This is a genomic window from Shewanella sp. SM95, from assembly GCF_025653595.1.
GTDB lineage: Bacteria > Pseudomonadota > Gammaproteobacteria > Enterobacterales > Shewanellaceae > Shewanella > Shewanella oncorhynchi.
This window is the reverse complement of sequence record NZ_JAKKSE010000014.1, coordinates 57,791-82,837: the sequence shown is the minus strand read 5'-3', so window position 1 is coordinate 82,837 and position 25,047 is coordinate 57,791. Positions and strand designations below refer to the sequence as shown.

The window sequence follows — 25,047 nt, the reverse complement described above, 5'->3', positions numbered from 1 at the left end:
GCGCTCCTAGTGCTGATGACCGCTGCTTAAACGCATTAAGCTGCCCTTGAGACTGGCTTCGGAGTCGAGTAAGAATTGCCCCGAAATCACCACACGTTCACCTTCATTCAGGCCTGAAATAATCTCGGCTTTACCTTGGCTCATCATGCCGACTGTGACGGCCTTGGCGGTAAAGCTGTCATCGGTTTGTTTGACGATCACGCGGTTTTCTTTACCCGTCTGAATTAAAGCTTCCTGCGGGATCACGAGCACATCTTTATTCGGGCCACCGAATAGCGAGACTTTCGCGAGGGTTTTAGGTCTTAAATCTACGTCGGCATTGTTGAGAACCACTCGTACTCGCAGGCTGCGAGTGACTGGGTCAAGCTCAGGGTAGATATAATCGATCGTGCCTTCGATGCCACTGATATTCATGGCGGGAACGGCAATTTCGGCCTTTTGACCTTTAGCAATCCAGCTTTGCTCATTCTCGAATACGTCGGCAATCACCCATACCTTAGAGAGATCCACTAGGGACATGACTTCGGTCGAAGGCTGAATGTACATGCCATCACGAACGTCGAGGGCTTTAACTATGCCATCCTCTTTGGCGTAGAAAGGTACGCGATACTGGGTTTGATGTGACTCGGCTAATTGTTTGATTTGTCTGTCGTTAAAACCGAGGAAAGATAAGCGTAAACCCGCATTGCGCACCAAATCTTTGTAGCGGCCTTGGCCGTTTGCTTTGGCGGTGTCCATGGCGAGCAGGTAGTCATCTTGGGCGTTAATTAAATCGGGAGAGTAGATCTCGTAGATCAGTTGGTCTTTCTTGACGGTATCCCCCACGGATTTGACCATGAGCTTTTCAATCCAGCCAGTGACGCGGGCATGGATATGGGTGATCTGGCTTTCGTCGTAATCGATTTGACCGACGGTTTCGACAAATTTCCACAGTGTGTCGCGTTCAACCTTGGCGACTTTGAGTGCCAGCGCTTGCTGCATACTGCCGGAAACATTGATATTGATTTCTTGGGTATTGCCGCCCGTTTCGACTTTTTCTAAGTTCATGCCGCAGATAGGGCAAGTGCCGGGCACATCGCTGATGATGTGAGCATGCATAGGGCAAACGTACTTGATTGTTGTCACGTGGTTTTGGGCTTTAACTAAGCTGTCGGCCTTAGGTGTTGGGGTATCGAATACCTGGCTCGAAGCTTTCGCTGCCAAGATTTGTCCATGCTCAGAGGCTTGGTGATCTGCGACTTGATGCTGTGCATGCTCGGCCGCAGAGTTTGCGGTATCTTGTTTCTCAACTAAAAACATATTGCACTTAGGGCAGCGACCAGGCTCATGGCTGAGCACTTCGGGATGCATAGGGCAAGTGTAGGTTTTTACTTGATTTAACGAATTATTTTTAGGCGCTGTTGCAGAATTTACTGCAGCTTCGGTCGCCACGGGCTCTTGTGTGCTCGCCAGTTGGGCATGGCTCAACCAAGGCGTACCTAAGAGTAAGCTACTCAAGATCAGTACGGCTTTAGGGGTCTGCTTTTTTACGGTTTTAAATGAATTCATATGCCTCATCTCCAGCCTAGCTTAGTGGTGTTTGTGGGCGTTTTTTGCCGCACCTTCAGCCGGTTTTGCTTCTATTGCCTTTGGCTCTAAGTTCATACCACATTGAGGGCAAGTATCCTCTTTGCTGCCAGTCACTTCAGGGTGCATAGGGCAAACATGGGTATGTGCTTGTTCCTGTGGATTGGCATTGTCGTGTTGATGTGCGTGCGGCGCGGCCGTCGCAAACACGCTTGTGCTGGTCAGCAAGAATGTGATTAAGGCGAGATTAGTTAGTGTTTTCATATTATTCACTCCATCGGATTAACGGCCGAATACGAGCGCATAAACGTCAGTGAGCACAGTGGATCAAAGCGGTTCGCTTCGATAGACGAATTGATGCCACAATTTGGCATTCGGCTCAGTAATCAACGTTTTGCTAGACTCGGGTGCACGATTTAATGATAAGGCACCACAATAAACGGCTAAATAGGGCGTTAGCTTAGGGCTAACAGCATTGTCGTTTTAGCTTGGTCGTTTGGCTTTTTTTAAGGGTTTATTTGCCCAATAAGCACAAAGTAGAGCTAGGCTATCGGTGGTTTAAAGGCCGAAGACAAAGAGATAGAGTGGAAATGAGGCATAGGAGTGGCCATTGCAGTATCGCTCATGCTCACACTTGGCCAGAGGTGTGGGCTGAATAGAGTGCCAGCGACTGAAATCGTCAAACAATGACCACAATCATTTGAACATGATGTGGTGCCATCACAGCAATGCTGTTTCGCGCCGGGAAGCATTTTATCGTTGCAGCAATCCGTGTTGGCCATTGAATGTGAGTCAGAACTGTTCTCCGTGTCCATCTGCATCATTGTAGCGTGGTGCATTTGGGAGGAAACCTCATGATTCATCGCACTCATATCCATAGTGTGTGGCACCATGGCGTGACCATTAGACACGACACTTTGCCCGACGAGTGCGAGTAGAGTGAATATGACTAAAAAATAACGACTGAGTGTGTGATGCATAAGTATTCCAAATGATGAACGGCTCGAGTCTAGCATAGAGGCATTATGCTGTAATGATTTAACTCACATTTCAGCACATGCCTCAGATTAAATATTTAACTCGTCTAAATTAGAAAGCGGGGTTGCTGACTAACATTTTCGCCATCAGTTGGCTGTGGCTTTGCAGTGGATATTCGCCCGCTTTGTCACCATTAATACTGAGTTGAATCGTTGGATATTTAATAAATTGACGCGCTTCAGCTTCAGTCATTATTTTGGGCTGGGTGATTTGGTAGCTATCACTCGCCTTCACATCCAGCACTAAGTAAAGCGGCGCTGATTTAACCCAGTTGCCACTATCATCGGCGCGATAATCAAATATATCCTGATATTTTAGCTCGAGCAGTACTTTCCCTGCGGAGAGTTGGATGGGTTTAAAGGGCGTGGTTGGCACACCATTGATACTGATAACACTGAGCGCATCTGTGCTATTTAAGCTGGCGGCTGTAACTGTGGTGCTACTTAATAAGGCACCGATAACGAAAGTAAGGCCTAGTAAGCTTTTGTTCAATAAAGTGGTTTTCATAATAAACTCCAAAAATTCTCTGTACCTCGTTGCGGTGCGAATATGCAGCGGCGCAATCAAAGGTGTTTAGTCGGTTTTACGTTGTAAAAAACGAAAGACGTTACAGTGAATTGGAGTTAGGAGGCGGTGTGGTGAGCCCGAGGTCGGCAGTTTGCATCGCCCAGCCTTGTATGGCAATACGCTTGCTTGCTGGGTTGGCGAAGGCCAGTTCTAGCACTGCAGGCTCAAGGTAAAGTGATGATAGGCAATGGGTTTGACAATGACTTGTCATACTATCTTGGCAGTGTTGCAAGCAATCGGATGCAGAACAATCTGGCATGGTGCAGTTCATTTCTGCATCCATCATCAGCATGGTTTGACTGCTGTGGCCATTGGTGTTGGCTGAAGTTGGCATAGCACTCACTATCGCCGATTGGGCGATTAGCGAAAATAACACTGCTATGGTGATCCAAAATTTAGCCATGATAACTCTGAAAATTGATTGCTTACCCTTAGAGACCTTAGTTAGCCCAATAAAGTTTCATATACGATTCAAATTTTAATTTTTAATGATTTATTTCTCCGCCTACTTCAATAATTAAACAAAACATCGACTGGATCACATTTCTATTTTCTAGAAATGATTTCAATAGTGATTGATTCTCAAAGGGGAAATCTCATCGCGATAATCGGTAACTTGCGATTATCGGGTGATTGCATTAGCTTTAGTTAAAGTGCATCACAGTTCAGCTAGCGGTTTTTACCAAATGACGTCCAAATAGTTAGAGCTAAGTCTCATTTTGCGCTTTTAAGGTTAATTTAATCAGCAAATTTCGGCTTAAAATCAAATTTCTAATAAATGAAAGAGCATAAACTAGTCTTATAAAAACTAATTTTGACAATTTTGGAGATAGAGTGATGAACTGGCGTGCACTATTTAAACCTAGCGCGAAATATTCAATCCTGGCGCTACTGGTCGTCGGTATTGTAGTGGGTGTTGTGGGATACTTTACCACTCAACAAACATTACACGCGACCAGTACAGATGAGTTCTGTATGTCTTGCCATAGCAATCATTCGCTGAAGGATGAAGTGTTGGCTTCTGCCCATGGCGGCGGCAAAGCGGGGATTACGGTTCAGTGTCAAGACTGTCACTTACCCCATGGTCCAGTCGATTATTTGATCAAAAAAATCATCGTATCTAAAGATTTATATGGTTTCATGACAATTGATGGCTTTAACACTCAAGCCTGGTTAGATGAAAATCGTAAAGAACAAGCGGATAAAGCGCTGAACTATTTCCGTGCGAACGATTCTGCTAACTGTCAGCATTGCCACACTCGTATTTACGAGAATCAGCCAGAAACTATGAGTAAAATGGCTGTAAGAATGCACTCAAATAACTTCAAGAAAGAACCTGACGCGAGAAAGACCTGTGTTGACTGCCATAAAGGCGTAGCACACCCATATCCAAAAGGATAAGGTTTAGCGATTCAGTTTCTTAATTGATAGCCATTAAAAAGCCCTCAATAGAGGGCTTTTTGCTGTCTGTGTGCTCGGTTAATTCGCTTGAGTCATCACCCGTTGTCGATAAGCTAACAGGCTGAAAATTCCGAAGATAAACACTTGTAGATAATCTTGTTTCGTTAATGGTAGTAAGGTCTTAAACAGCATGTGGAAAATCGCGACTTGGAAGCAATGCATCATGCAGGTAATGGCAAACAGGATATTTAAAGTAATCGCCACATTGCCTTCAAAGGGGATGACTAAGTTGTAGGCCATCATCAACCATGCAATCAGAGTGATGGCTTTACCTAAGTTAATCAATAAGGGCATGGTTTTCATCTTCGATGGGCTCAACAGTGGTTTCTGAGTGATATTGATATAAACGGTAGCTCACTTGCCCTGCATTCTTTTCTTTTAAGGCGTGCCAGCGCGAAGGGATAGCAAGTTGCGGCAATTCAGACTCGATTTCAACATAAATCAGCGCACCATCATTAAGCCAACCTTGAGAATCTAGCAGTTGAATCGTCTTTTCTGCCAATCCCTTACGAAAGGGGGGATCGATAAATACCACATCGAAACCTTGCTCGCAGCCCCTTTGCAGTACCACTAACGTATCAGCATTGAGCACTTCGGCCTTATCGCATTTAAGGGTTTGCAGATTTTCTTTTAATTGCATGGCTGCGCCGCGTTGCAACTCAATAATTTTGGCGAAACTGGCATAGCGAGACAAGGCTTCGAGAGCTAAAGCGCCGCTACCGCCAAAACAGTCGAGTACTCGTGCATTGACTAAATTATTAGCCAGCCAGTTAAAGAGTGTTTCGCGAACCCTGTCTGTCGTTGGGCGTAAACCTTCGAGATCTTGGATAGGTAGACGACGCGAGCGCCATTGGCCTGCGATGATCCGCACTTGTCCACTGCCGGGTTTATTTTTGGCTGTTTGACCCTTGGTCACATTATTTTTGACCGTTCGATGATTAACCAAAGTGCCCCCGTGATTTTGCCTGAAGAAAGAAAGTGGTAGACTGTGCCACCTTAATAAAGGCCGCTATTTTATATCAAAGTCTCACTAAAAGGTGAGAAGGCTAACTGAGCTTAGCTAATTGCCGACTTTTTGGGCGTAATTGCCGAGGCAATCTGGTATAACATCAGGGTCTTATTCAAAATTCAATACTGAAGTAGAGCGCTGGAATCACACATGGCAAAGAAAGGTTTTTTCTCTTGGTTTCGTAAAGATAAGTCACAAGATGAGGTCGTCGCTGAAACGCCAGTTGTTACTCCAACACAAGATACTGATGCAGCACAGCGTTTAGCGCAGGAACAAGTAGAGGCACAAGGAGTCATCGAGGCCGAAGCTCATGCTGAAAAACAGGCTGCAGAACAGTTAGCGGCCGAACAAACACATGCAAAAGCCGAAGCCGAGCAATTCGCCCTTGAGCATGCCCGAATCGAATCGTTGCATTTTGCTAATCAGCAAGCTGAAGCGACACGTTTGGCTGCTGAACAACTTAGTGCACAAAAGCATGCTGCAGAGAAGTTAGCCGAAGCACAGTTAGAAGCAGAGCAACGCATTGCAGAACAATTGGCAGCACAGCAGTTAGCGGTTGAGCAAGCCGCCGCAGAGCAATTAGCTCAAGCAGAGGCCTCGCGTGTAGTTGCCGCTCAGCTAGAAGCAGAATTACGCGCAGCGGAACAAGCTGAACTTGCCCGTTTGGCCGCCGAACAGCATGCCGCTGAAGCCTTAGCGGCAGAACAACTCGCTAGCGAAGCACTAGCACGTGAGCAAGCAGAGGCTTTAGTTCAGCAACAAGCTGAAACTGAGCAAGCTGTTATAGCCGTTGCTGAATTGCAACCTGAGCCGCAGGCTAGACCCGTTAAGGAAGGGCTCTTTGCTCGCCTGAAACGTGGCTTAATGCGTACCAGCGAGAATATCGGCAGTGGTTTTATCGGCCTATTTCGCGGCAAGAAAATCGATGACGATCTGTTTGAAGAACTCGAAGAGCAATTATTAATCGCTGACGTTGGTGTCGAAACCACTACGCGATTAATCAAGAATTTGACAGAGCATGCCTCACGTAAGCAGCTTAAAGATGCCGAAGCTTTATATGAATTACTGCGGGATGAGTTGCAAAAAACACTCGATCCTGTCGCTATCCCGTTAGTGCCAGACAATGCTAATGGCCCATTTGTTATCTTAATGGTTGGCGTTAATGGCGTGGGTAAAACCACCACTATTGGCAAATTAGCCAAACAATATCAGAGCCAAGGTAAGTCAGTGATGTTAGCCGCGGGCGATACCTTCCGTGCTGCAGCGGTTGAGCAGCTACAGGTTTGGGGTCAACGTAATGATATTACCGTGATTGCCCAGCATACTGGTGCCGATAGTGCCTCTGTGTTGTTCGATGCTTTGCAAGCGGCCAAGGCGCGTAAAGTGGATGTATTGATTGCCGACACTGCTGGTCGTTTACAGAACAAAGCGCACTTGATGGAAGAATTGAAGAAAGTCGTGCGAGTGATGAAGAAACTCGACCCAGATACGCCACATGAGGTCATGCTGACATTAGATGCGAGCACAGGGCAAAACGCGATTAGCCAAGCACAATTATTCCAGGAAGCCGTAGGTGTAACGGGTATTACCATCAGTAAGTTAGATGGAACGGCTAAGGGCGGCGTGGTATTTGCGATTGCTGATAAGTTTAATATTCCGATCCGTTACATAGGTGTGGGTGAGCAAATTGATGATTTGCGTACCTTCAATTCGAAAGAATTTATCGATGCCTTGTTCACTCAAGAAAAAGCGGATAGCTAATTTATGATTGATTTTCAGCAGGTCAGTAAGATTTATCCTGGCGGCCAAATGGCGCTGGAGGATGTGAATTTTCATCTACAGCAAGGTGAAATGGCATTTTTAACCGGCCACTCGGGGGCGGGTAAAAGTACGCTGTTGAAATTAATCACGGTAATCGAGCGGGCAACAACGGGGCGCGTCGCGATTAACGGTCACGATATTGCCAAAGTCAGCCCTAAACATGTGCCTTATTTGCGCCGCAATATCGGGATGATTTTCCAGAACCATCACCTATTGATGGACCGAAGTGTGTTCGACAATGTGGCTTTACCGCTAGTGATTGAGGGATTCTCACACGGTGAAATCCGTAAGCGTGTTGCGGGTGCGCTCGATATGGTAGGTTTATATGGCAAGGAGCGGCATAATCCAATTATGTTGTCCGGCGGTGAGCAGCAACGTGTTGGCATTGCCCGTGCGATTGTGAATAAACCGCCTTTACTGCTCGCCGATGAGCCTACGGGTAACTTAGATCCTAAATTATCTATGGATATTTTGCGTCTGTTTGAAACCTTTAATGATGCGGGAACCAGCGTATTAATTGCCACCCATGATTTAGGTCTTATCGCACGAATGAAATATCGCACTTTTACCCTCAAACAGGGCCGTATGTTAGGTGCACAAGAGTTGCATCCTAATGTGCACACTCGCAGTGCACCGACGAATAGAGGTGAAGGGCAATGAGCGATAGCGCAAAATTAACTCGCAGCAAGCTGCCTCTGTCTGGTCGGATTGTGATGTTTTTTATTCGCCATGCGCAGCAAGCAATGGCGAGCATGGGAGAGCTCTGGCGCAACCCAATATCCTCTGTGATGACCATGGCTGTCTTAGGTGTGAGCCTAAGTCTGCCTGCAGCATTGCAAGTGTTAGTTAAAAATGCCGAGACCATTACCAGTTCCTGGAACAGCGCGGCAGAGATCTCCTTGTTTATCGACGATAATCGTAGTGAACAAACGATTCAGAGCCTGCTGACTCGCATTCGGACATATCCCGAAGTGGATAAAGTGCAATATATTGATAAAAATCAAGCGCTAGAAGAATTCCAACGCTTATCTGGGTTTGGTGAGGCCTTGGCCTATTTAGATAAAAATCCTTTGCCCGCGGTCATTACCGTTACGCCTACGCCACGTTACTCAACGCCGGTGGGCGCCCGTGAACTCTTAACTAAACTAGAGCGCGAGCCTGAGATTAGCTTTGGCCGTTTAGATATCGAATGGTTAGAACGGTTACAGGCGGTAGTGCGTCTACTCGAACGTACTGTGATGGCGATTGCTGCATTACTTGTGCTGGCTGTGGTCTTAGTGATAGGTAATACGATTCGCTTAGCGATTATGAATCGGCGCAGCGAAATTGAAGTGATGAAGCTCGTCGGGGCAACCGAAGCCTTTATCCAGCGCCCATTTCTCTACACTGGGATTTGGTACGGGGTGATTGGCGGCATATTGGCTTGGCTTATCATCAACTTATTAGTGTGGTATCTCGATTCCGCCCTTGCCGAACTTTTAGGCTTGTATGGCAGCCAGCTTGAAATGAAATCACTCACTTTTATTGAACTGCTGCAATTGGTTGGACTCGCCTCATTTTTAGGTTGGTTAGGTTCGTATTTGTCTGTACGTCAGCATTTACGGTCGATTGAACCTTCATAATAATCAGTCGATTAAACTAAAAAAAGTGACGAAAAAAATGCTGAGTAATGAACTTTTGTTCACTTGCAATGTCTACTTCAGCGAGGTAAAAAGGGTATCTGCAAACGAGCTGAGGTTGACATACTCTGTCAATTAGCCGATAGTTCGTGAGCTTATTCTTAGGGTATTTTGTTGTTGAACCTAAGAATGCACTCGTTAAGTAGTCTGATAAATGTAGGAGAGCGAATGACCTTTCAAACGCAATCAATGGCACTGACAGTCCCACAGGGCGCCAGTAGTCTAGAAGCTTATATCCATTCAGTGACTAGCATCAGCATGCTGGACGCTGAGGCTGAGTATGAGTTAGCCAAGCGTTTACAGGAAACTGGTGATCTACAAGCTGCGAAGCAACTGATTATGTCGCACTTACGTTTTGTAGTGCACGTTGCTAAAGGCTATTCAGGCTATGGTTTGCCACAGGCAGACCTGATCCAAGAGGGCAACATAGGCTTGATGAAAGCGGTTAAACGCTTCGATCCCGATGTTGGCGTGCGTCTTGTGTCTTTTGCTGTGCACTGGATCAAAGCTGAAATTCATGAATATGTGCTGAAAAACTGGCGCATTGTTAAAGTCGCGACCACTAAAGCACAACGTAAGTTGTTCTTTAATATCCGTAAAGCGAAAAAACGCTTAGGTTGGTTTAGCGATGCAGAAGTCACTATGGTGGCTGAGAATTTAGGTGTGTCTAAGGCCGATGTGACCGAAATGGAATCACGTATGGCTGCGCAAGATCCGGCATTTGATTTAACCAATGATCAAGACGAGGAGCATGATTTTGCCCCAGTCCATTATTTGGAAGATCATTCATCGGATTTAGCGGAAAATATTGAAAACGACAACTGGGAATCCAATGCTCAAGGTCGTTTATTATCGGCCATCAAAACCCTAGATGAACGTAGCCAGCATATTCTGCGCGCTCGTTGGTTAGATGACGATAAAACCACACTGCAAGAACTTGCAGAGACTTATCAAGTGTCGGCCGAACGTATTCGCCAACTTGAGAAAAATGCCATGAACAAGCTAAAAGCTTGTATGGAAGCCTAAGTCACATCACGTGTAAAATGATTGTAACTTAACCATAAAAAAACCTGCTGCGGCAGGTTTTTTTATGGGTGAAATTTGGCTTGATGACGTTGATGATAAATCAGTGTTTAACAAGATGAGCTATCAAGGCTTTTCTATTTACTTTCAGCCCTGCCTGCTCATGATTTTCTGGCCATACATAATACTGTCTTGGGCGTTTGAAGCGGGCGATTTTGTTGGCAAGGAACAGTTCGAGCGTATTTGTAATCGACTCTGGATGGTGGGTTAAACTGCCGCGAATGATGGCGGCAGGGAGATTACCAAATTGTACATCTGGTATGGCGAAAACGATTACATCGTCTATTTGTGGGTGCTGTTTAAGCGCGGCTTCGATTTCTTCTGGCTGGATGTTTTCGCCGCCGCAGATAAACATATTATCGACGCGGCCAAGAATGCGAAGATTACCATTTTCGTCCCATTCGCCCATGTCTTTGGTGTAAAACCAGCCGTCTTGTTCAACGCACTTTTGTATTCCATCCGCGGTGAGATAGCCCATAAACAGGCATTCACCGCGCACCCAAATTACACCGTCTTCGATTTTGAGCTCACGTTTGGGGAGTAGTTTGCCACTGCTGCCGTCGCTTAAAGCGTGACCTGTGGTGATCTGCGAGCCCATTTCCGTCATGCCGTAACTGGTGTAACTGGCGATATTGCGTTGCTTAAGTTGTTGGAGTAAGTCGATTGAGACTGCGCCGCCACCAAGTAATAAGGCTTTGATACTTTTAAGCTTGCTGCTCGTATCGGCGAGTAACTTGCTCAGTTGTGTGGGAACGAGAGATATGTGAGTCAACTGTTCTTGGTCAATCTGCTGACCAAGGCTAAGCGCTTGATCTGGTATGACAACACTGGCACCGACTAAGGCACAGCGGTTTAATATCGCAAGACCGCCAATATGGAATAAGGGCAAGGAGAGTAGCCAGGCATCACCTTGTTCGAGTGGGATTAAGCTGCGTGCACCTTCGGCATTGGCAATATGATTCGCTAAGCAATGCACCGCCGCTTTGGGAAAGCCACTAGAGCCTGAAGTTAAAATCACATTAGCTGGACGAGTAAAGTCGACAGGCTGGGCTAAGTCACTGCTAATGCGATTAAAATTTAAGCGCAAGTGATGACAATTCTGTAGTTCACAAACCTCAGCACTCCAAACATAGCGGATCTGATGTTCATTAATTAAGTCTTGGATCTGCGCGAGGGGGAAACGGGGCGAGATAGGAAAAAAGATTACTCCTATATCGATGCAGGCCCAATAGAGACAAATCATCTCGAGATTATTGCTAGCAATACAGGCGAGCGGTTCCCCCTTTGAGACCCCCGCAGCGCTTAGCTGCTGAGCCAGTGCGATAACGCGCTGGCTAAGCTCTGAGTAATTAATGTCTTGCCCCGCCAACTTGATGGCTGTCTGCTGTGGAAACGCAAGCGCAGCTTGGTGCACGGGTGACAGTGCAAGCGGTTTTGATAGGCTGGCATTAGACAAACTCGTTTCCCTCACTTTTGGCTGTATCATCATTTTGTTGCATTGAATCAATGGCGTGCAGTGCAATTGGCTCAAGTTGCGCGAGTGTGAGGCAGTATTTTTTACCCGATGACATGATTAAATCTTGGCTAAAGGCGCTGAGGGTATCGAGCCCAGGGATTTCATCCGAAGTGAGAATCGCGGCTAAATGAGTCAGATCATTAATGCCTAAACTGCTCTCTAGACTCGAACTGATAATGCAACGTACGCCATAGCTTTGCGCCGTATCGATTAAATTAGCTAGCTTTTCGATACTGCCGAGCAGCATAGGCTTGATGACAAGCGCAGTCAGACCATTTTGCATTACAAACTGGTATTCTGGATCGTTGAGCGATTCATCGAGGGCGTAGGGTATACCAATTGCTTGATAAAATTCATGATTATCATGAGGATTCAGGCAAGGTTCCTCAATGTACTCTATGGTCTCTAGGGGTAAGCAAGCGGCAAATTCGATTGCTTGCTCAAGTGTAAACCCTCGGTTCGCATCCAAACGCAATTTGAGATCGGGGCGGGTACGTAAAATGCCATAAATCAGGCTTAGTTCATCTTCGATTGAAGTTTGCGCGACTTTGACTTTAACCGAGCGAACATTCCTGCCAAGGGCGGCAATTTTGCTATCGAGCAAGTCTTTGCTGGCATCCGTTGGATGATAAATCAAAGGGACTGTGGCCGTTTGTGGACGGATGGCATCGAGTTTGCCCATTAACTTGGCATGTAACAGACTTAAACCAAAGGCCAAAGAAGGGTAAGGGCTTTGCTCGGCGCATTCCAGCAATGTATCAATATGCTGACCGCAGAGTTGGGGTAATAATCCAGTCAAAGCCGTTTGCACTTGAGTGAGTGTTTCACGGCTGAACCCCATCAAGGCTTGTTCATCGACATCTATGCCAGAGAGTGGGGCAATTTCAACTTCGACTTGTCTATGCTCGCCACCAACATTAGCACTGGCTTGTAGTACTAATCCCGCTCTGTGATCGATACGTTGCTTGCCGACGGGCAATAATACGTCGAGCGGTAGTCGATATTGATACAGGTTAAGCGAAGTTAATATCATATATTTCCTACATTTTAATTCTGTCATTACCCTAGCAACTTCACTATTTTTGAGGTTAATGCCTCGGGAGCGGCTTGGTGTATGTTGTGGCCGGCGCCGTGAATACTATGGACGAGGATGGGCGCGTGTAATTGCCACTCTTGGGCGAGGGCGTGGAACTTAGCATCTTGGTTGCCCGCAAAGAAATGGCACTCACAGGTAAGCTGCAAAGGTACATCCCACATCGATGCTTGGTGTGCGAGTGAGGTGGCTATGAATACCTCTTTAAGCCGCAGTTTAGGATGCAGATCTAATGCTGCAGAACGATGCTCTATTAAGGTTTTTCGTTTGGTAGCCGTCATATCGGCAAATACGGGCTGCTGATACCACAAGCTTAAAAAGTCTTTGCTATTCAGATGCAGTAAACGCTCGGCCCACTGGGTATCATTTTTGATTCTGGCAAGTTTTTCTTGCGGGTCTGTAAGTCCAGGATGGCAGGATTCGAGGTTTAGGCTCAGTAGTCTTTCTGGATAGGCTTTGGCAAGGTGCAGAGCAATACGACCACCGAGAGAATAACCGTAGAGATGGAATTGACCAATATGAAGGCCATTCAGGTGTGCCAACACATCTTCAACACATTGGTTAAATCCATCTAATTCGGTTGGCTTCAACTCCCTTTGGTTATCCCCATGGCCCGGCAGGTCTAAGCAAATACAGTGAAAGTGCTGGCTTAGCGCAGGCATTAACGGCAACCAGTCGGCCTTAGTGCCTAAAAATCCATGCAGTAGCACTAAGGTCGGTAGTGAAGAATTACCGTAACGGGCCATGGTTGGCATTAGCTTTGTTTCACCCACAAGTTGAGCTCGGCGATTTGGTCGCTGGCTTGTGTTTGACTTACATTGACTTCAATGATCGAAGCCCCCTGAAAATCCAGCGCTTCATTATAGCTATCTTGAAAATCGGCTAAATTATCCACTTGATTATAGGGCAAATTAAACATAGCTGCGGCGTAGCCAAATTCTAAACCGTGGCTGAGTCGATAATAATCGCTACGGACTTGTTCATTGGGAACGGGCAATAAGTTGAAGATGTTACCGCCATCGTTATTGAGGATCACGATCACTAGCGGGCTGGTTAAGCCTTTAGCGATGGCCAGCGAGTTAAGATCGTGCAGTTGTGATAAATCACCGATGATTAAACTCGTGGGTTTGCCTTCATGGGCCGCAATACCGCAGGCGGTGGCGAGTAATCCGTCAATACCCGATGCGCCACGATTAGTATAAGTGGTTGCCGTACAACAACTGACAGGGGCATACATGTCGTACAAGCGTACAGGCAGGCTGTTGCCGATAAAAAGCTGCTGTTCTAGCGGACGAGTATTGGCGATGGCGCGCACAACTTGTGCTTCACCAAACTCCCCTTGGTCGATATTGCGCACAAATAAGTTATGCAATTCATCGTTATAGGTGATTAGGGTATTCGCCCAGTTTGCCGAGGATGAGCGATACCAATTTAAGGCTGCAAACTGCTGTGCATTCGCGTGCCAAATGTGTTTAGCATTGTGGCTAGGGTCAAGCCTGTCTTGTTCTGGTAAAACCTGCCAATAGCTGTGCCAATTTTGCTCGGCGAGATAACCTATCAAGCGTTTTGATAATAAACGGCCGCCGAATACGAGTACACGATCCGCTTCCTGCAATAGATTGCGCGCCTTTGGATGTTGCAACAGTTGATCAATATTACCTATTGCCGCGGGATGCTGACGCAGTTGCGACTGGGCATCGGTAAGTAATGGCCAGCCGATTTTTTGCGATAGGGCAATGAGCTGTTGTGGATCTTGTTCAGGCGTGAGAGTACCGACAACGATCACCCCTTTACCGTGGACGAACCGCATAATGGCATCGTCACTTGGGCTGCTCACCTGTTTGCTCTTGCCGTATTGGGTATACGGACGTGCGAGCTGTAGCCAAGTTTGCAATGGTTTGAGGTAAGGTGATTCGGCATCGAGAATCGCGCCACTGAGTTCACTCGGATACAAGGGCTCACGGTACATGCAGTTGATGTGCACTGGGCGAGTTTGATTCGCCACCGCTTCATCCACTGTGGTAAGCAACGCCTGCGGTGCGATATGTGTATCCGGTGTTGGCAAATTCACTTGGGTGGCGTAATTCGCAAAAATTCCCTGTTGGACTATGGCTTGATTAGCACCGCAGCCGAGTAATTCTGGCGGACGATCGCCACTTAAGACGATTAAAGGTACATGGGTCAGCCACGCCTCCACAATGGCGGGGTACAAGTTGGCGACTGCTGTGCCTGAGGTCGTAATGATGGCGACCGGTGCGCGGCTGGCTTTGGCTAGACCTAAGGCCATAAAGCCGAGCCCACGCTCGTCGAAATGTAAGTGACGCTGGAGTTTAGTTTGCTGGGCGGCGGCGAGGGTTAACGGTGTTGAGCGCGAGCCCGGCGCCATACACACATGTTGCACGCCAAGACGTGCTAACTCCTCAAGAATAAGGGCGCCCCAAATAAGATTAAGAGTGGCTGTATTTTCGGTCCGCATAGCTGAATCTATTAGGATAAAGATGGGCTTAGTGTAACGTGTTTATGCTCCAAGATGTATGCTTGGTTTAACAATTCTCGAGTGGATCGCATGGGGGCTGAGGTGGAGCCTAAGCTAAGGCAGAGGATGCCTATCACCTCGTGTATCGGTGGTTTGTTGTTTGGATATGTTGAGCTATTGCTTGGCTAGATAATACGATCGACGATTTTTTTAATCTCTCCGCTTAACCATTTCAAGTCCTCATTGATTGCATTAGGCTGATTTTTTTGCACTAAGAAAATCGTTGGCGTTTCTGTATCTGCATATAAACGTTCTGCTTCATACTGCGATAGTTGACACGTATGCAGTTCAGGAATATCACTCACCATTTCGTAAACTATCCGATAAGGCAATAGGGAGACTGCATTACTTTCGCCTAGATATTCAAACAAACTTGAAATACTGGTAATGGTAATTTCAGTATTGAGTTTAATGCCATTCGTTATGCAAAACTCTTGGTATGGACTCAATTTGGTGCTGGGATTACCAAGATCCGTATTGACATAGGGGTATTCCGCAATCGTTTCTAGGGTGATTTCCCGTTTAAAAATAGGATGATGTCTGCTAGCAATCAGGTAGAGTTTGTCCATACGTTGCAATTCAGTCGTTAGCAGTTTATCGCCGAAGGCGGCAACATCGGCAGCACTTTTATTGCAACAAATACCTAGGGTTGTATCACCATTAATAATGTCTTGAGTCGTATGCATAGACCAAGGGTTTATATTAATGTGCATGGGTTTTTGCTCTTCTTTAATAGCCTGCATCAAGGCTTTAGGAAAGGTGTAGGCAATTAATCCTGGCGCTGCAATTTCGACATGTGTCTTAACTTGGCGAGTGTTTGCTATTCTGGCTTTTTGAAACTTATCAGTACACTCAATTGCTTCTTTTGCAATTGGATATAAATGAGTAGCAAACTCATTTGGGAATAAGCCATATTTACGACGAATAAATAACTCATCACCAAAAATTTCCCGTAGATTTTTAAGGCTACGGCTGATTTTAGGGGCTGGAATGTCTAGCGCTTTCGATACATAGGTTGCTGACTTGTTCTCATATAATGAAACAAGTATTTTTAAACTCAGAATATCGAGGCCATCCATGTTACTAATGTGCATTTTTTATATTCCTTAATATTGAGCAAATACTTAAATCAATGCCTAATTATGGTGCTAATTAATAATTTTAATGTGAAACTAATCCCAAGTTTTGGATCTAGATTTTATCTATGTGTATCAAAGGTTTTTTTGTTTTATTTTTAATATTTAAAATGGTTTTTCATAAAATTTAAAATTTCAAAAACTGATATTTGCATATTTAAAATGCAAATACTGAATTATCAAGTATCAATATTTGTATTTAAGATTTACATAATTTTGCAATGTGACGCGCCATGTAAATCATTGTTTATATTTAAGTTGTTATTTGCAAGTGTGACATGTGTCAAGAAAAGATAAGTGTTTTCAAATAATACTAAAGTTGCTTTAAAGGAGATAACAAAAAATAAATTAGTTTTTGGAGGCGTGTATGAATACTTCAGTCATTCTCAGCTATGCGTTTATGTACTTCGTACTATTCGTAGCAGTACCATTCGTGTTTGTGATGTTTGTCATGACTTGCATTAAGTTTTTTAAAGCAGGTCCTGATGAAGCCGCACATCATGAGATGAAACTTAAACCAGTATTGTTTGATAAACAAAGCTTCAATTTTTTTAAATCATTAAAAACAGTTGTTGAAGGTAAATACGATGTTTGTTGTAACGTGCCATTAGACACTGTATTTGAGATGGACAAACATGATACGGAATTAAATCATGAATGCCGACTCGATTATGTATTGATCGACCATGATTCATCTGAAGTGAAAATGGTTATCAGTGATTTTGGCAAAGAAACTAACTCACCACTGAAAAAACTGTTTAGCAAGTTCAATATCAGTTTCATTGAAATGAACCAGCATAAACAGTGGGATACTCAGAGTCTTAAGCAAGCCTTGGCTGTGTGATCTTGACCGTCGGGTTCGGAATTATCCGAACTCGACCCCTTCTTTACCTTCCTACGGATAAATGTGAGGACTTCCTATGTCCAAAAGACAATGGCTGTGGTCGTTACGCTTAGGTGCTGCTGCGTTGCTTTTAAGCTTTTCTGCAATGAGTGCTGAGCCAGCCAATCAAATTAACAGTGATGCTTGTATGAAGTGTCACAAGCGTAATGGTCAAATGTTAGGGCATCATGGTCAAGATGCGATGAAAATGAGCTGTTCTTCCTGTCATGGAGAAAAGGGCGATCACCCTAAGAAACCGAATGATATGGTGGTCTTTGGTATGGAAGAATCGTCGGATCTGACGGTTCAGCTGAGAGTGTGTCAGAAATGTCATACCAAGAAAAAACTCAGTGGTGCAGATTGGACGCATAACGTACATGCTCAAAAAGTGCCTTGTGCCGCCTGCCATAAATTACATAGCCCAACGGATCCAATGGCGGATATGACGCCGAAGGTTCGCAGTGAGCTATGTCGCAGTTGCCACACTGGCAAGCAGGAGTAAGGTTATGGAAAATTCAAAAAGAAGATTTCTAAAAGGCACCTGTGCCTTATTTGCCGGCGCTACAGGTGCATCATTACTCGCCACAGTGAATGCATCGGATAGTGTTAAAGCAGAACCTGATGTCAAATATGCACTTATTCATGATGAAACTAAGTGTATAGGTTGCCAAGCGTGTGAGGTGGCTTGTCGTGAAGTGAATAATGTACCCGAAGGTGTGTCTAGGCTTCAAATTAAGCAAGCGGGTCCCTTTGGCGAATACCCTAATCAGTTTTATCACTTTAGTCGCAAGTCTTGTCAGCATTGTGAAGACGCGCCCTGTGTAAATGTATGTCCAACTGGAGCTGCATTTATTGATAAAGAAACGGGTATCGTTTCTGTCGATGCATGGAAATGCGTAGGTTGCCAATACTGTATTGCAGCTTGTCCTTATCAAGTCCGTTTTATTAATCCTGTCACCCATGCGGCGGATAAGTGTGATTTCTGCCGAGAAACTAACCTAGCTCAAGGTAAACAACCTGCCTGTGTTGCTGCTTGTCCAACAAAGGCACTCGTGTTCGGTAATTTAAAAGATCCGACTTCTGAGGTTGTTCAAGTTCTGCGGTCTAATCCAACCCAGCGCACTAAGGTTGATCTTGGAACGAGACCTAAATTGTTCCGTATCGTTGCAAAATCAGGGGAGGTGATACTATGAGTGCCCTACATTTTGATACCTTAGTGTGGCATTGGCCGATTGCAATTTACCTGTTTTTAGCGGGTGTATCTGCGGGAGCCATGTTCTTCGCCGTACTGTTGAAACATTTTGTTTTGAAGCAAAACGCCTATCAGTCTGGTTTTGTGCGAGCCGCTTGTATTGTCGCGCCTGTCGCTGTGATGGCCGGGTTAGGGATATTGGTCGCAGACTTAACTAAACCTCTCGATTTTTGGAAGATTTTGGTGTTCTACAACCCTAAATCTGTCATGTCGATGGGCGTGCTTATTCTGCTGATTTACCAAGTGTTTATGTTTATGTGGATTGGTTTGACTTTCCGTAAACCTGTTGATGCTTGGTGTGAAACACGCTTTCCTATTGTGCTTAAGTTGACCGCATTATTGGCTCGATTTGAAGCGACAATTACAGGATTGCTCGTGATTCTATCCTTGGCATTGGGCGCGTATACAGGCTTCCTGCTCTCGGCCTTGCCAGGCTATCCCATGCTTAAAAATCCTGTGTTACCTCTGCTGTTTTTGGCATCTGGTTTGTCTTCCGGTGCGGCATCATCTTTACTCGGTGGCGTGTTGATGAATGGCAAACCTAATGACAAAGAGGTGCACTTTATCCACAAGGTTGAAATCCCACTGATTTTAGTTGAAATCGTGCTGATTTTTACCTTCTTTATGGGCTTAGTGCTAACAGGTGGGCAGAGTAAAATAGCCGCCTTTAATGCCTTAGGGTATGGCTTCTGGGGATGGATTTTCTGGCTTGGTATTATTGGACTCGGTTTGTCTGGACCATTGGCGATGAATCTGTTTATGACGGCGACATCTAAACGGAAATGGGCCTATGTGGCGGGGACGGCTTGCTTGAGCTTGATCGGGGTATTACTGCTACGTAACTTCATACTCTATACAGGACAAATGACGATTGCTTAAGGCGTACCGTTAATTAATGACGAAAAAATCATAATAATCAATGGAATCGACGGATCGCGGAAACAATGTCAAAGGAAAACATTGTAGATGAGGCCCTTGCGGCGCTGGCTGAGCTCTCAAGGGTTAAGTCTAGCCGCGGTTGGTTGTGTAACAGGGAGGTCGCTGGGCAAGGATGCCATATTTTACACTTCAATATTTTGCCCTGCCTCCAAACGGGCCTCGCCACCTTATTCCTAAGGGTGGCGTTTCTTGTTTTAGGGAGGCACGATTTACTCGCCGAGGTTATTAATCCATTCACTCATTACCACATGGGTTTTGATCTTGATGATGTCAGTGTGAGTGTCGATATACTCACGGATCTCATGCAGGCGGCGCATCGAGGGCGCATGCACGTACACGAGTAAATCCATATCACCAGAAATACCACGGCAGGTAATTACTTCGGGGATCGCTTGGAATACGTGTACCACGTCGGCGCAACGTGGACATTGATGCTGGATTTCGAAATAAGCCGATACTCCTTCTTTTTGCGACTCACTCAAGAGCACTTGATAGCCACGGATCACTCCAGTTTGTTCGAGCTTTTTTATGCGCTCGGCAACCGCACTACGGGATAGATTTACCTGTTCGGCGATATTCGACACGCTCTGGCGCGCATCCTGACGCAAACTATGAATGATGGCCGTATCGAATTTATCCAAGGGTGACTCCAGTGAAAATGGCTATATTGAATCTGTGTGTTATTTTGCCATTGGTTTGAATAACCACAGAATTTGCTGAGTATTTTTGCTTAAAATTTTACCAAAATTTAAGCTGGCCGTCATTTTGATGGAAATAACGTTATTTGCCGCGATTTTGCCGGTATTGGACGTGGAGAACACTGAAATTAACGGCAGATTGTAGGGCGAAATCTCATTATACTGACAGCTCAAAAACCACAGAATATTAACAGATGAATTCAAATAGCGGAACTATAGGTCGTTGGCAAGGTGCGGGTTTAATGGCGACCACTTTGCTCGGTACAGGGGTATTTATTTTGCCTCAGATGACTATTGAAAAAGCGCATTCTGGCGCCTTAGTCGCATGGATCTTGTTAACCTTGGCCATTATTCCAGTGGCACTTGTCTTTGGTCGTTTAGCGAGTGTATTTCCCCATGCCGCAGGCCCCGCTTACTTTGTCGAAAAAGCCTTTGGTCGCACTGCTGGTCGAACAATTGGACTGATCTTTTTACTGGTTGTGCCCATGGGGGCACCGGCCGCGATTTTGATGACCTTTCAGTTTGTGAATGCCTTAATCCCGATATCGGGTTGGTCCAAGGTTGGTGTTGAAATACTCGTGATTTTTGGCTTGTTTCTGATTAATTTAAGAGGCATCCAAGTGTCGGCTAAGCTGCAATTTGGCCTGACACTTTGCATAGTCGCCGTTGTTGTGGTCTTGTTTGGTGCGAGTAGTTTTCAGCAAGGTCATCTCACGACACTTGCTAGCCATGGTATGCCTGAAATGCCGACCGTGATGATTGCCGCTGGCATCGCTTTTTGGAGTTTCTTGGGTATAGAAGCTATGACCCATCTTGCCGATGATTTTCGTCGTCCGCAGCAGGATATGATCCCCGCTATGATGATGGGCACAGTGCTGGTGGGCGTGATTTATGTGGCTTGTACACTTTTATTGCTATTAGTGCCGACAGATAAAAGTGTCGCCATGATCGGCGTGTTTGACCAACTACTCGGTGGTTACGGCGCACAAGTGATTGGTGTGTTAGGTATTGCAAGTGGATTGGCAACCGTTAACGTGTATGCGGCCAGTGCGGCACGTCTGGTCTGGAGTTTTAGTTGTGAAGGCATTTTACCGCGCTTCTTTGCCGTTAAGAATGCCCACGGTGTGCCCATTCGAGCACTTGCTGCGCTGTTATCTGTGATGGCAAGCGTGATTGTACTGACTTACCTTACCGGGCAAGAGCTAGAGCACCTTATCGCATGGAGCAACGGCGTATTTGTGGTGATCTATTTGATGGCTATGCTCGCTGCCGCTAAGTTATTACCACGGCACAATTGGCCGCTGGTGGCGCTGGGTTGTGCGTTTTGCTTAGTATTAGGTTTTGCCCTAGGTGCAAGTATGTCCTATGTGCTTGTGTTGATCTTAGTGGTCGCACCATTTTTGTGGTGGCAAAAGACCCATATTAGTCGCAAACAAAGTTTGGCGTTACCTGAGTAATATTCGCACCCTCTGGGGCTAAATCAACATGATGGGTTAATTAAAAAAGCCCCGAACTCTTTATTGTCATAAGAGTTTGGGGCTTTTTTGTGTGGCTTAGTGGATTTCGAAACTGGATATGATTGAGTGCGATTAAATTGAATGAAATACAGAGGTAAACCTTAAGTCTGATGGCCGCCAAGCTTTGTTGCCGAAGGACTGCACATTACTGATATTTAATGTATCTCGGTGAGCGAGGCGATAACTTGTGTTCTATATTTTGATCATTCATACGGAAGGAGAATAAATATGGATTCAGCTGCGTTGCTCAATCGTGTCGATGAGTTACCTAGGTTACCTAAGGCGATCAGTGAATTGTTAGATGCGGTCAATGATGACAATGCGACAGTAAAAAGCATTGCCACTAAAGTTTCACACGATCCCTTAATCAGCGCTAGGGTGTTACGCCTTGCTAATTGTGCCCACTATGGACGTAGTCGAGAGGTTGGCACTATCGATGAAGCTGTTGTGCGTCTTGGGATGCAAACCCTACGAACCTTAGTGCTCGCATCGGCGGTGATTGGTGCAGTCCCTAAGTGTGAAGGAATAGATTTAGCCCAGTTTTGGGGGCAAACCTTTGAGATTGCGCTTTATAGCCAAGAAATGGCAAAGCGTTGTGGCGCAGTCCCAGAAGAGGCTTTTACTTGCGGTATTTTACATCGTATTGGCGATCTATTGATTGCGGCAGTATCGCCTGAAGATGCGGCGAAAATTGCCGAAGCTGTGGCGCAGGGTAAAGATAAGCATCAGTTTGAGCGCGAGTTACTTGGATATGATTCCCCTGATATTGGCGCATTACTAGCGAAAAATTGGAAGTTTACACCAGCGTTAGTGCAAGGCATTTTGTATCAAGACCACCCTAAGGATTCAAACCCATTTTCAAAACTTGCTGCGTTATTATGCTTATCTTACAAAGTTCTAGATGAGTGGGATACGATTGAGGATGATGAAAAAACCAGTTGGTTATCTCAATTAGCGACTAAGAAAGGATTGAAGATGGAGATGGGCGGGCTAAGGACTAAGTTGACTGAATTACACGGTTCGGGATATGAGATCGGTAAAGCGTTAGCTTAGAATTTTGTTTCGCTTAGTGTTTTGGTGAGTAGGGCTGCAGTAAAAATATTTTTAGCCAAAGAGCGATATCAATTTAGTCTTAAGAAGACAATCGCGTGAATGGGAAACGGGTGTTTCGCATTCACGCTTTTTTATGGGCTTTTGTTGATTTGCACTTTGACTGAATAGCGGATGTGGCTAGCCAGTTTGTTGGGTTGCAGCTATGGCAAGATTACGCATTTGGATCAACTCGCTGTGTTTGAGGTGCAACAAATCAGCAGTGCGTCGAATGATCTGGTCTTCATATTGGGATAGCTGGCCATCGGCGTAGGCCAGTTGCCACATTGCGAGCAACAATTGCTGCTTTTGCGCTAGGCTAAATTCAGCGTTAATGGCTGAGGTGAATTCAAAGAGTGAGGTCGCGCTGCCTTGTACGCTTTTAGCTTCATCAATCAGTATATTAGCGTCTACTTCTGACATTGATAAGGTATCGGTTAGCAGCTTAGGTAATAAGGCTTCTTCCTCTGCCGTTAAGGTCTCATCGGCAAACACGACTTCAAGTAACATACTCGCTGCGGCCAGTTTAAGTTGATGTGCCTTGTCTTCAGGGGAGACTGCTTGAGTATGAGCTTCAAAAAATCGTCTTAATTTCGCAATCATATTTGGCGGTTCTCATGCTGGAGGGAATATAAAGTAGAGTCGATTGGGAAGTGAAAGTTCACCCTAAACCTTGTATTGCTTAGGGTGAGGTAAGACTGAATTACAGTAGCGAGTTCAGGCCTTTCACCAGTAAGTCTGAGGTGCCTTCAGTGCCATTGGTATCTAAGTAAGACTTAGCTATGTTGATCATTGGCATTGCTAGATCTTTAGAAATACCCAATTTTTCAAAGGCGTCTAATACCATAGCACTGCCTTGCAGTGATGAACCTAAATCACCCGCTTTGGATAATAAGCCAGAAACACCCGATTTTGAGTCCAATTTAGGCGCAGCGGCTAGCAAACTATCGGCATTAGGAATGCTGGCAGCCAGTTTTGAGTAGTCGGTTGTTCCTAGGCTTGATTGCGCTAAGCCTAATAAACTGCCTAAGCCACCTTCGGCTTGAGTTTGGTTTAAACCCAATTGTGACATTACGCTGCCAACTAAATCATTCGACTGAGTTGCCGCTGCCGTAGTGGTCGTTTTTTCAGTTTTGGCTTGAGTTCCTGCCAAGTTATCTAACCAGCCTGCACTGGCGGGCGCCGCTAAAATACAAGTGCTGAGGAGGATAGAGAAGGTCAGAGTGTGTTTCATATGGAAGCGTCCTTTGATGGTTTGCGCACGAGTTCGCTGGACAGTTTAGCGGGTTTGTCACTTTTGTTGCAGTAGTTTTCTGTGATTTACGGTTCACACTGGTGATTTCTACTGTGCATTGCCAAGGGATTTTCGGTATCCTTAGCGGCAATTCTAAGTGTTAATTCATTTCAATTATTTGGAAAGTCGCATGTCACTATCCGCAATTTTGTCAGAAGCCTATAACTTCTTCCGTAATCATCTGGCGCAACTCGCTATGCTGACGATCCCATTACTCTTGATCCAAGTGGGGATCCAGTTATGGCTTGGTATAGAGATGAGTAAAGTTGATCTAGAAAACCCACAGTTTGGCGCACCGCATATGATCGCCATGATGCTGTTACTACTTACTTTTTCGGTATTAATTGCCGCTTTGACTCTGTTTTTAGAACTGCGCTCACAAGGGCATAGTCCTTCAGCGGGAGTGGTGTTGAAGGCGAGTTTACCTTTTGTTCCACCATTATTATTGGCTGGGGTGTTTTCTGGTCTAGCGATTTTAGCACCAGTGATGCTGTTTGCCGCCTTCGGTCCTGTGTGGCTGGTAGGATTGGTAATTAGCTTCTATCTCTTTGCACGTTTAGCCTATGTGAACTTTATGGTTGTGGTTGAGCGCTTAACACCGCTAGAAGCGATTAAGGGTAGTTTTAGTTTTAGTGGTCCTATCGTACTGAAAACCATTGCATTATTGATGTTATATTTACCACTCTCTGTCATAGGTAGCCAGCTTTCTGGGTTAGCGTCCATGGGCGGATTACCTGTGCAAATGTTAGCGGATACTTTTATGTCTTTTATTGGATTATTCGTTAACGTCGCTTTGTTCCGCTTATATATGGTGTCGAAAAAACCAAGCGTCGAATAGTGCAACATCAATTCAGCCTGCAGGGAATCACT

Annotated in this window: 27 protein-coding genes; 12 read left to right on the top strand and 15 right to left on the bottom strand. The window is 45.4% G+C overall.

What is annotated here, in order from left to right:
• Positions 1-6: 6 nt before the first annotated feature.
• The 5 genes from L5M29_RS15310 to L5M29_RS15290 form a co-directional block, all read right to left on the bottom strand.
• Positions 7-1,548 carry an efflux RND transporter periplasmic adaptor subunit gene (locus tag L5M29_RS15310; RefSeq protein WP_263168561.1) on the bottom strand — a complete coding sequence of 514 codons (1,542 nt, stop codon included), beginning with the start codon at positions 1,546-1,548 and terminating at the stop codon, positions 7-9.
• A gap of 21 nt (positions 1,549-1,569) precedes the next feature.
• The gene (locus tag L5M29_RS15305) at positions 1,570-1,830 is read right to left on the bottom strand and encodes a heavy metal-binding domain-containing protein (protein ID WP_198572393.1); all 261 of its coding nucleotides are present in this window, start codon (positions 1,828-1,830) and stop codon (positions 1,570-1,572) included.
• Between the two features lie 278 nt (positions 1,831-2,108).
• The gene (locus L5M29_RS15300; RefSeq protein ID WP_263168558.1) at positions 2,109-2,546 is read right to left on the bottom strand and encodes a hypothetical protein; all 438 of its coding nucleotides are present in this window, start codon (positions 2,544-2,546) and stop codon (positions 2,109-2,111) included.
• 109 nt (positions 2,547-2,655) lie between these two features.
• Positions 2,656-3,111: a DUF2057 family protein gene (locus L5M29_RS15295; protein ID WP_198572391.1), complete on the bottom strand. Its 456-nt coding sequence runs from the start codon at positions 3,109-3,111 to the stop codon at positions 2,656-2,658.
• Positions 3,112-3,211: 100 nt separating this feature from the next.
• Positions 3,212-3,574 carry a hypothetical protein gene (locus L5M29_RS15290; RefSeq protein WP_198572390.1) on the bottom strand — a complete coding sequence of 121 codons (363 nt, stop codon included), beginning with the start codon at positions 3,572-3,574 and terminating at the stop codon, positions 3,212-3,214.
• Between the two features lie 434 nt (positions 3,575-4,008).
• Between L5M29_RS15290 and L5M29_RS15285 the strand changes: the two genes are divergently transcribed.
• Entirely contained in the window at positions 4,009-4,572 is a 564-nt protein-coding gene (locus L5M29_RS15285; protein WP_105250630.1) for a NapC/NirT family cytochrome c, read from the top strand.
• A gap of 78 nt (positions 4,573-4,650) precedes the next feature.
• Here L5M29_RS15285 and L5M29_RS15280 read toward each other — a convergent pair whose 3' ends face one another.
• Together L5M29_RS15280 and rsmD are read right to left on the bottom strand one after the other, a co-directional pair.
• On the bottom strand, positions 4,651-4,935 hold the full coding sequence (locus L5M29_RS15280; protein WP_263168555.1) for a DUF1145 domain-containing protein: 285 nt from the start codon (positions 4,933-4,935) through the stop codon (positions 4,651-4,653).
• Positions 4,910-5,578: a 16S rRNA (guanine(966)-N(2))-methyltransferase RsmD gene (gene rsmD, locus L5M29_RS15275; protein WP_263168554.1), complete on the bottom strand. Its 669-nt coding sequence runs from the start codon at positions 5,576-5,578 to the stop codon at positions 4,910-4,912. Before rsmD ends, L5M29_RS15280 begins: the two co-directional genes overlap by 26 nt.
• A gap of 213 nt (positions 5,579-5,791) precedes the next feature.
• Here rsmD and ftsY point away from each other — a divergent pair, with 213 nt between their 5' ends.
• The 4 genes from ftsY to rpoH all read left to right on the top strand — a co-directional run bounded on the left by ftsY (position 5,792) and on the right by rpoH (position 10,167).
• Positions 5,792-7,402, top strand: a complete 1,611-nt coding sequence (gene ftsY, locus L5M29_RS15270) for a signal recognition particle-docking protein FtsY (RefSeq protein WP_263168551.1) — start codon at positions 5,792-5,794, stop codon at positions 7,400-7,402.
• Positions 7,403-7,405: 3 nt separating this feature from the next.
• Positions 7,406-8,122, top strand: coding sequence for a cell division ATP-binding protein FtsE (ftsE, locus tag L5M29_RS15265; protein ID WP_105250626.1), 717 nt, complete (start codon positions 7,406-7,408; stop codon positions 8,120-8,122).
• The gene (gene ftsX, locus L5M29_RS15260) at positions 8,119-9,084 is read left to right on the top strand and encodes a permease-like cell division protein FtsX (protein WP_113940269.1); all 966 of its coding nucleotides are present in this window, start codon (positions 8,119-8,121) and stop codon (positions 9,082-9,084) included. The genes ftsE and ftsX overlap by 4 nt, the downstream gene beginning before the upstream one ends.
• Positions 9,085-9,309: 225 nt before the next feature.
• On the top strand, positions 9,310-10,167 hold the full coding sequence (gene rpoH / locus L5M29_RS15255) for an RNA polymerase sigma factor RpoH (RefSeq protein WP_006079635.1): 858 nt from the start codon (positions 9,310-9,312) through the stop codon (positions 10,165-10,167).
• Positions 10,168-10,267: 100 nt separating this feature from the next.
• Here rpoH and menE read toward each other — a convergent pair whose 3' ends face one another.
• The 5 genes from menE to L5M29_RS15230 all read right to left on the bottom strand — a co-directional run bounded on the left by menE (position 10,268) and on the right by L5M29_RS15230 (position 16,463).
• Complete coding sequence (menE, locus tag L5M29_RS15250) at positions 10,268-11,710, bottom strand: o-succinylbenzoate--CoA ligase (protein ID WP_411569044.1); 1,443 nt, start codon at positions 11,708-11,710, stop codon at positions 10,268-10,270.
• A complete protein-coding gene (menC, locus tag L5M29_RS15245; RefSeq protein ID WP_263168545.1) occupies positions 11,673-12,773 on the bottom strand; it encodes an o-succinylbenzoate synthase in 1,101 nt (366 codons plus the stop codon). Before menC ends, menE begins: the two co-directional genes overlap by 38 nt.
• 26 nt (positions 12,774-12,799) lie before the next feature.
• The gene (gene menH / locus L5M29_RS15240; protein ID WP_263168544.1) at positions 12,800-13,588 is read right to left on the bottom strand and encodes a 2-succinyl-6-hydroxy-2,4-cyclohexadiene-1-carboxylate synthase; all 789 of its coding nucleotides are present in this window, start codon (positions 13,586-13,588) and stop codon (positions 12,800-12,802) included.
• Positions 13,588-15,309, bottom strand: coding sequence for a 2-succinyl-5-enolpyruvyl-6-hydroxy-3-cyclohexene-1-carboxylic-acid synthase (gene menD / locus L5M29_RS15235; RefSeq protein ID WP_263168541.1), 1,722 nt, complete (start codon positions 15,307-15,309; stop codon positions 13,588-13,590). The genes menH and menD overlap by 1 nt, the downstream gene beginning before the upstream one ends.
• A gap of 185 nt (positions 15,310-15,494) precedes the next feature.
• Positions 15,495-16,463, bottom strand: coding sequence for a LysR family transcriptional regulator (locus L5M29_RS15230; RefSeq protein ID WP_105250597.1), 969 nt, complete (start codon positions 16,461-16,463; stop codon positions 15,495-15,497).
• A 409-nt stretch (positions 16,464-16,872) separates the two neighbouring features.
• Here L5M29_RS15230 and L5M29_RS15225 point away from each other — a divergent pair, with 409 nt between their 5' ends.
• The 4 genes from L5M29_RS15225 to nrfD all read left to right on the top strand — a co-directional run bounded on the left by L5M29_RS15225 (position 16,873) and on the right by nrfD (position 19,519).
• On the top strand, positions 16,873-17,349 hold the full coding sequence (locus tag L5M29_RS15225) for a DUF2726 domain-containing protein (protein WP_105250596.1): 477 nt from the start codon (positions 16,873-16,875) through the stop codon (positions 17,347-17,349).
• Positions 17,350-17,425: 76 nt separating this feature from the next.
• Positions 17,426-17,890, top strand: coding sequence for a cytochrome c3 family protein (locus L5M29_RS15220; protein ID WP_263168539.1), 465 nt, complete (start codon positions 17,426-17,428; stop codon positions 17,888-17,890).
• Between the two features lie 4 nt (positions 17,891-17,894).
• Positions 17,895-18,581 (top strand): 4Fe-4S dicluster domain-containing protein, encoded by a 687-nt coding sequence (locus L5M29_RS15215; protein ID WP_105250594.1) that lies wholly within the window; start codon positions 17,895-17,897, stop codon positions 18,579-18,581.
• On the top strand, positions 18,578-19,519 hold the full coding sequence (nrfD, locus tag L5M29_RS15210; RefSeq protein WP_105250593.1) for a cytochrome c nitrite reductase subunit NrfD: 942 nt from the start codon (positions 18,578-18,580) through the stop codon (positions 19,517-19,519). Before L5M29_RS15215 ends, nrfD begins: the two co-directional genes overlap by 4 nt.
• 269 nt (positions 19,520-19,788) lie before the next feature.
• On the opposite strand, the gene L5M29_RS15205 is transcribed toward nrfD, so the two are convergent.
• Positions 19,789-20,220: an Lrp/AsnC family transcriptional regulator gene (locus tag L5M29_RS15205; protein ID WP_006079646.1), complete on the bottom strand. Its 432-nt coding sequence runs from the start codon at positions 20,218-20,220 to the stop codon at positions 19,789-19,791.
• 251 nt (positions 20,221-20,471) lie between these two features.
• Between L5M29_RS15205 and yjeH the strand changes: the two genes are divergently transcribed.
• Both yjeH and L5M29_RS15195 read left to right on the top strand, forming a co-directional pair.
• Positions 20,472-21,734 (top strand): L-methionine/branched-chain amino acid transporter, encoded by a 1,263-nt coding sequence (gene yjeH, locus L5M29_RS15200; protein ID WP_113940284.1) that lies wholly within the window; start codon positions 20,472-20,474, stop codon positions 21,732-21,734.
• 288 nt (positions 21,735-22,022) lie between these two features.
• Entirely contained in the window at positions 22,023-22,847 is an 825-nt protein-coding gene (locus tag L5M29_RS15195) for an HDOD domain-containing protein (protein WP_173248173.1), read from the top strand.
• A gap of 177 nt (positions 22,848-23,024) precedes the next feature.
• On the opposite strand, the gene L5M29_RS15190 is transcribed toward L5M29_RS15195, so the two are convergent.
• Together L5M29_RS15190 and L5M29_RS15185 are read right to left on the bottom strand one after the other, a co-directional pair.
• Positions 23,025-23,486 carry a TerB family tellurite resistance protein gene (locus L5M29_RS15190; RefSeq protein ID WP_263168537.1) on the bottom strand — a complete coding sequence of 154 codons (462 nt, stop codon included), beginning with the start codon at positions 23,484-23,486 and terminating at the stop codon, positions 23,025-23,027.
• Between the two features lie 100 nt (positions 23,487-23,586).
• A complete protein-coding gene (locus tag L5M29_RS15185) occupies positions 23,587-24,117 on the bottom strand; it encodes a DUF2780 domain-containing protein (RefSeq protein WP_263168535.1) in 531 nt (176 codons plus the stop codon).
• Positions 24,118-24,307: 190 nt separating this feature from the next.
• Between L5M29_RS15185 and L5M29_RS15180 the strand changes: the two genes are divergently transcribed.
• Positions 24,308-25,015, top strand: coding sequence for a hypothetical protein (locus L5M29_RS15180; protein ID WP_105250588.1), 708 nt, complete (start codon positions 24,308-24,310; stop codon positions 25,013-25,015).
• Positions 25,016-25,047 lie beyond the last annotated feature (32 nt).

What these genes read in the sequence shown, in the direction of transcription:
- L5M29_RS15310 (WP_263168561.1), bottom strand. Translation starts at nt 1,548, where the DNA reads ATGAATTCATTTAAAACCGTAAAAAAGCAGACCCCTAAAGCCGTACTG.
- L5M29_RS15305 (WP_198572393.1), bottom strand. Translation starts at nt 1,830, where the DNA reads ATGAAAACACTAACTAATCTCGCCTTAATCACATTCTTGCTGACCAGC.
- L5M29_RS15300 (WP_263168558.1), bottom strand. Translation starts at nt 2,546, where the DNA reads ATGCATCACACACTCAGTCGTTATTTTTTAGTCATATTCACTCTACTC.
- L5M29_RS15295 (WP_198572391.1), bottom strand. Translation starts at nt 3,111, where the DNA reads ATGAAAACCACTTTATTGAACAAAAGCTTACTAGGCCTTACTTTCGTT.
- L5M29_RS15290 (WP_198572390.1), bottom strand. Translation starts at nt 3,574, where the DNA reads ATGGCTAAATTTTGGATCACCATAGCAGTGTTATTTTCGCTAATCGCC.
- L5M29_RS15285 (WP_105250630.1), top strand. Translation starts at nt 4,009, where the DNA reads ATGAACTGGCGTGCACTATTTAAACCTAGCGCGAAATATTCAATCCTG.
- L5M29_RS15280 (WP_263168555.1), bottom strand. Translation starts at nt 4,935, where the DNA reads ATGAAAACCATGCCCTTATTGATTAACTTAGGTAAAGCCATCACTCTG.
- ftsY (WP_263168551.1), top strand. Translation starts at nt 5,792, where the DNA reads ATGGCAAAGAAAGGTTTTTTCTCTTGGTTTCGTAAAGATAAGTCACAA.
- ftsE (WP_105250626.1), top strand. Translation starts at nt 7,406, where the DNA reads ATGATTGATTTTCAGCAGGTCAGTAAGATTTATCCTGGCGGCCAAATG.
- ftsX (WP_113940269.1), top strand. Translation starts at nt 8,119, where the DNA reads ATGAGCGATAGCGCAAAATTAACTCGCAGCAAGCTGCCTCTGTCTGGT.
- rpoH (WP_006079635.1), top strand. Translation starts at nt 9,310, where the DNA reads ATGACCTTTCAAACGCAATCAATGGCACTGACAGTCCCACAGGGCGCC.
- menE (WP_411569044.1), bottom strand. Translation starts at nt 11,710, where the DNA reads ATGATACAGCCAAAAGTGAGGGAAACGAGTTTGTCTAATGCCAGCCTA.
- menC (WP_263168545.1), bottom strand. Translation starts at nt 12,773, where the DNA reads ATGATATTAACTTCGCTTAACCTGTATCAATATCGACTACCGCTCGAC.
- menH (WP_263168544.1), bottom strand. Translation starts at nt 13,588, where the DNA reads ATGCCAACCATGGCCCGTTACGGTAATTCTTCACTACCGACCTTAGTG.
- menD (WP_263168541.1), bottom strand. Translation starts at nt 15,309, where the DNA reads ATGCGGACCGAAAATACAGCCACTCTTAATCTTATTTGGGGCGCCCTT.
- L5M29_RS15230 (WP_105250597.1), bottom strand. Translation starts at nt 16,463, where the DNA reads ATGCACATTAGTAACATGGATGGCCTCGATATTCTGAGTTTAAAAATA.
- L5M29_RS15225 (WP_105250596.1), top strand. Translation starts at nt 16,873, where the DNA reads ATGAATACTTCAGTCATTCTCAGCTATGCGTTTATGTACTTCGTACTA.
- L5M29_RS15220 (WP_263168539.1), top strand. Translation starts at nt 17,426, where the DNA reads ATGTCCAAAAGACAATGGCTGTGGTCGTTACGCTTAGGTGCTGCTGCG.
- L5M29_RS15215 (WP_105250594.1), top strand. Translation starts at nt 17,895, where the DNA reads ATGGAAAATTCAAAAAGAAGATTTCTAAAAGGCACCTGTGCCTTATTT.
- nrfD (WP_105250593.1), top strand. Translation starts at nt 18,578, where the DNA reads ATGAGTGCCCTACATTTTGATACCTTAGTGTGGCATTGGCCGATTGCA.
- yjeH (WP_113940284.1), top strand. Translation starts at nt 20,472, where the DNA reads ATGAATTCAAATAGCGGAACTATAGGTCGTTGGCAAGGTGCGGGTTTA.
- L5M29_RS15195 (WP_173248173.1), top strand. Translation starts at nt 22,023, where the DNA reads ATGGATTCAGCTGCGTTGCTCAATCGTGTCGATGAGTTACCTAGGTTA.
- L5M29_RS15190 (WP_263168537.1), bottom strand. Translation starts at nt 23,486, where the DNA reads ATGATTGCGAAATTAAGACGATTTTTTGAAGCTCATACTCAAGCAGTC.
- L5M29_RS15185 (WP_263168535.1), bottom strand. Translation starts at nt 24,117, where the DNA reads ATGAAACACACTCTGACCTTCTCTATCCTCCTCAGCACTTGTATTTTA.
- L5M29_RS15180 (WP_105250588.1), top strand. Translation starts at nt 24,308, where the DNA reads ATGTCACTATCCGCAATTTTGTCAGAAGCCTATAACTTCTTCCGTAAT.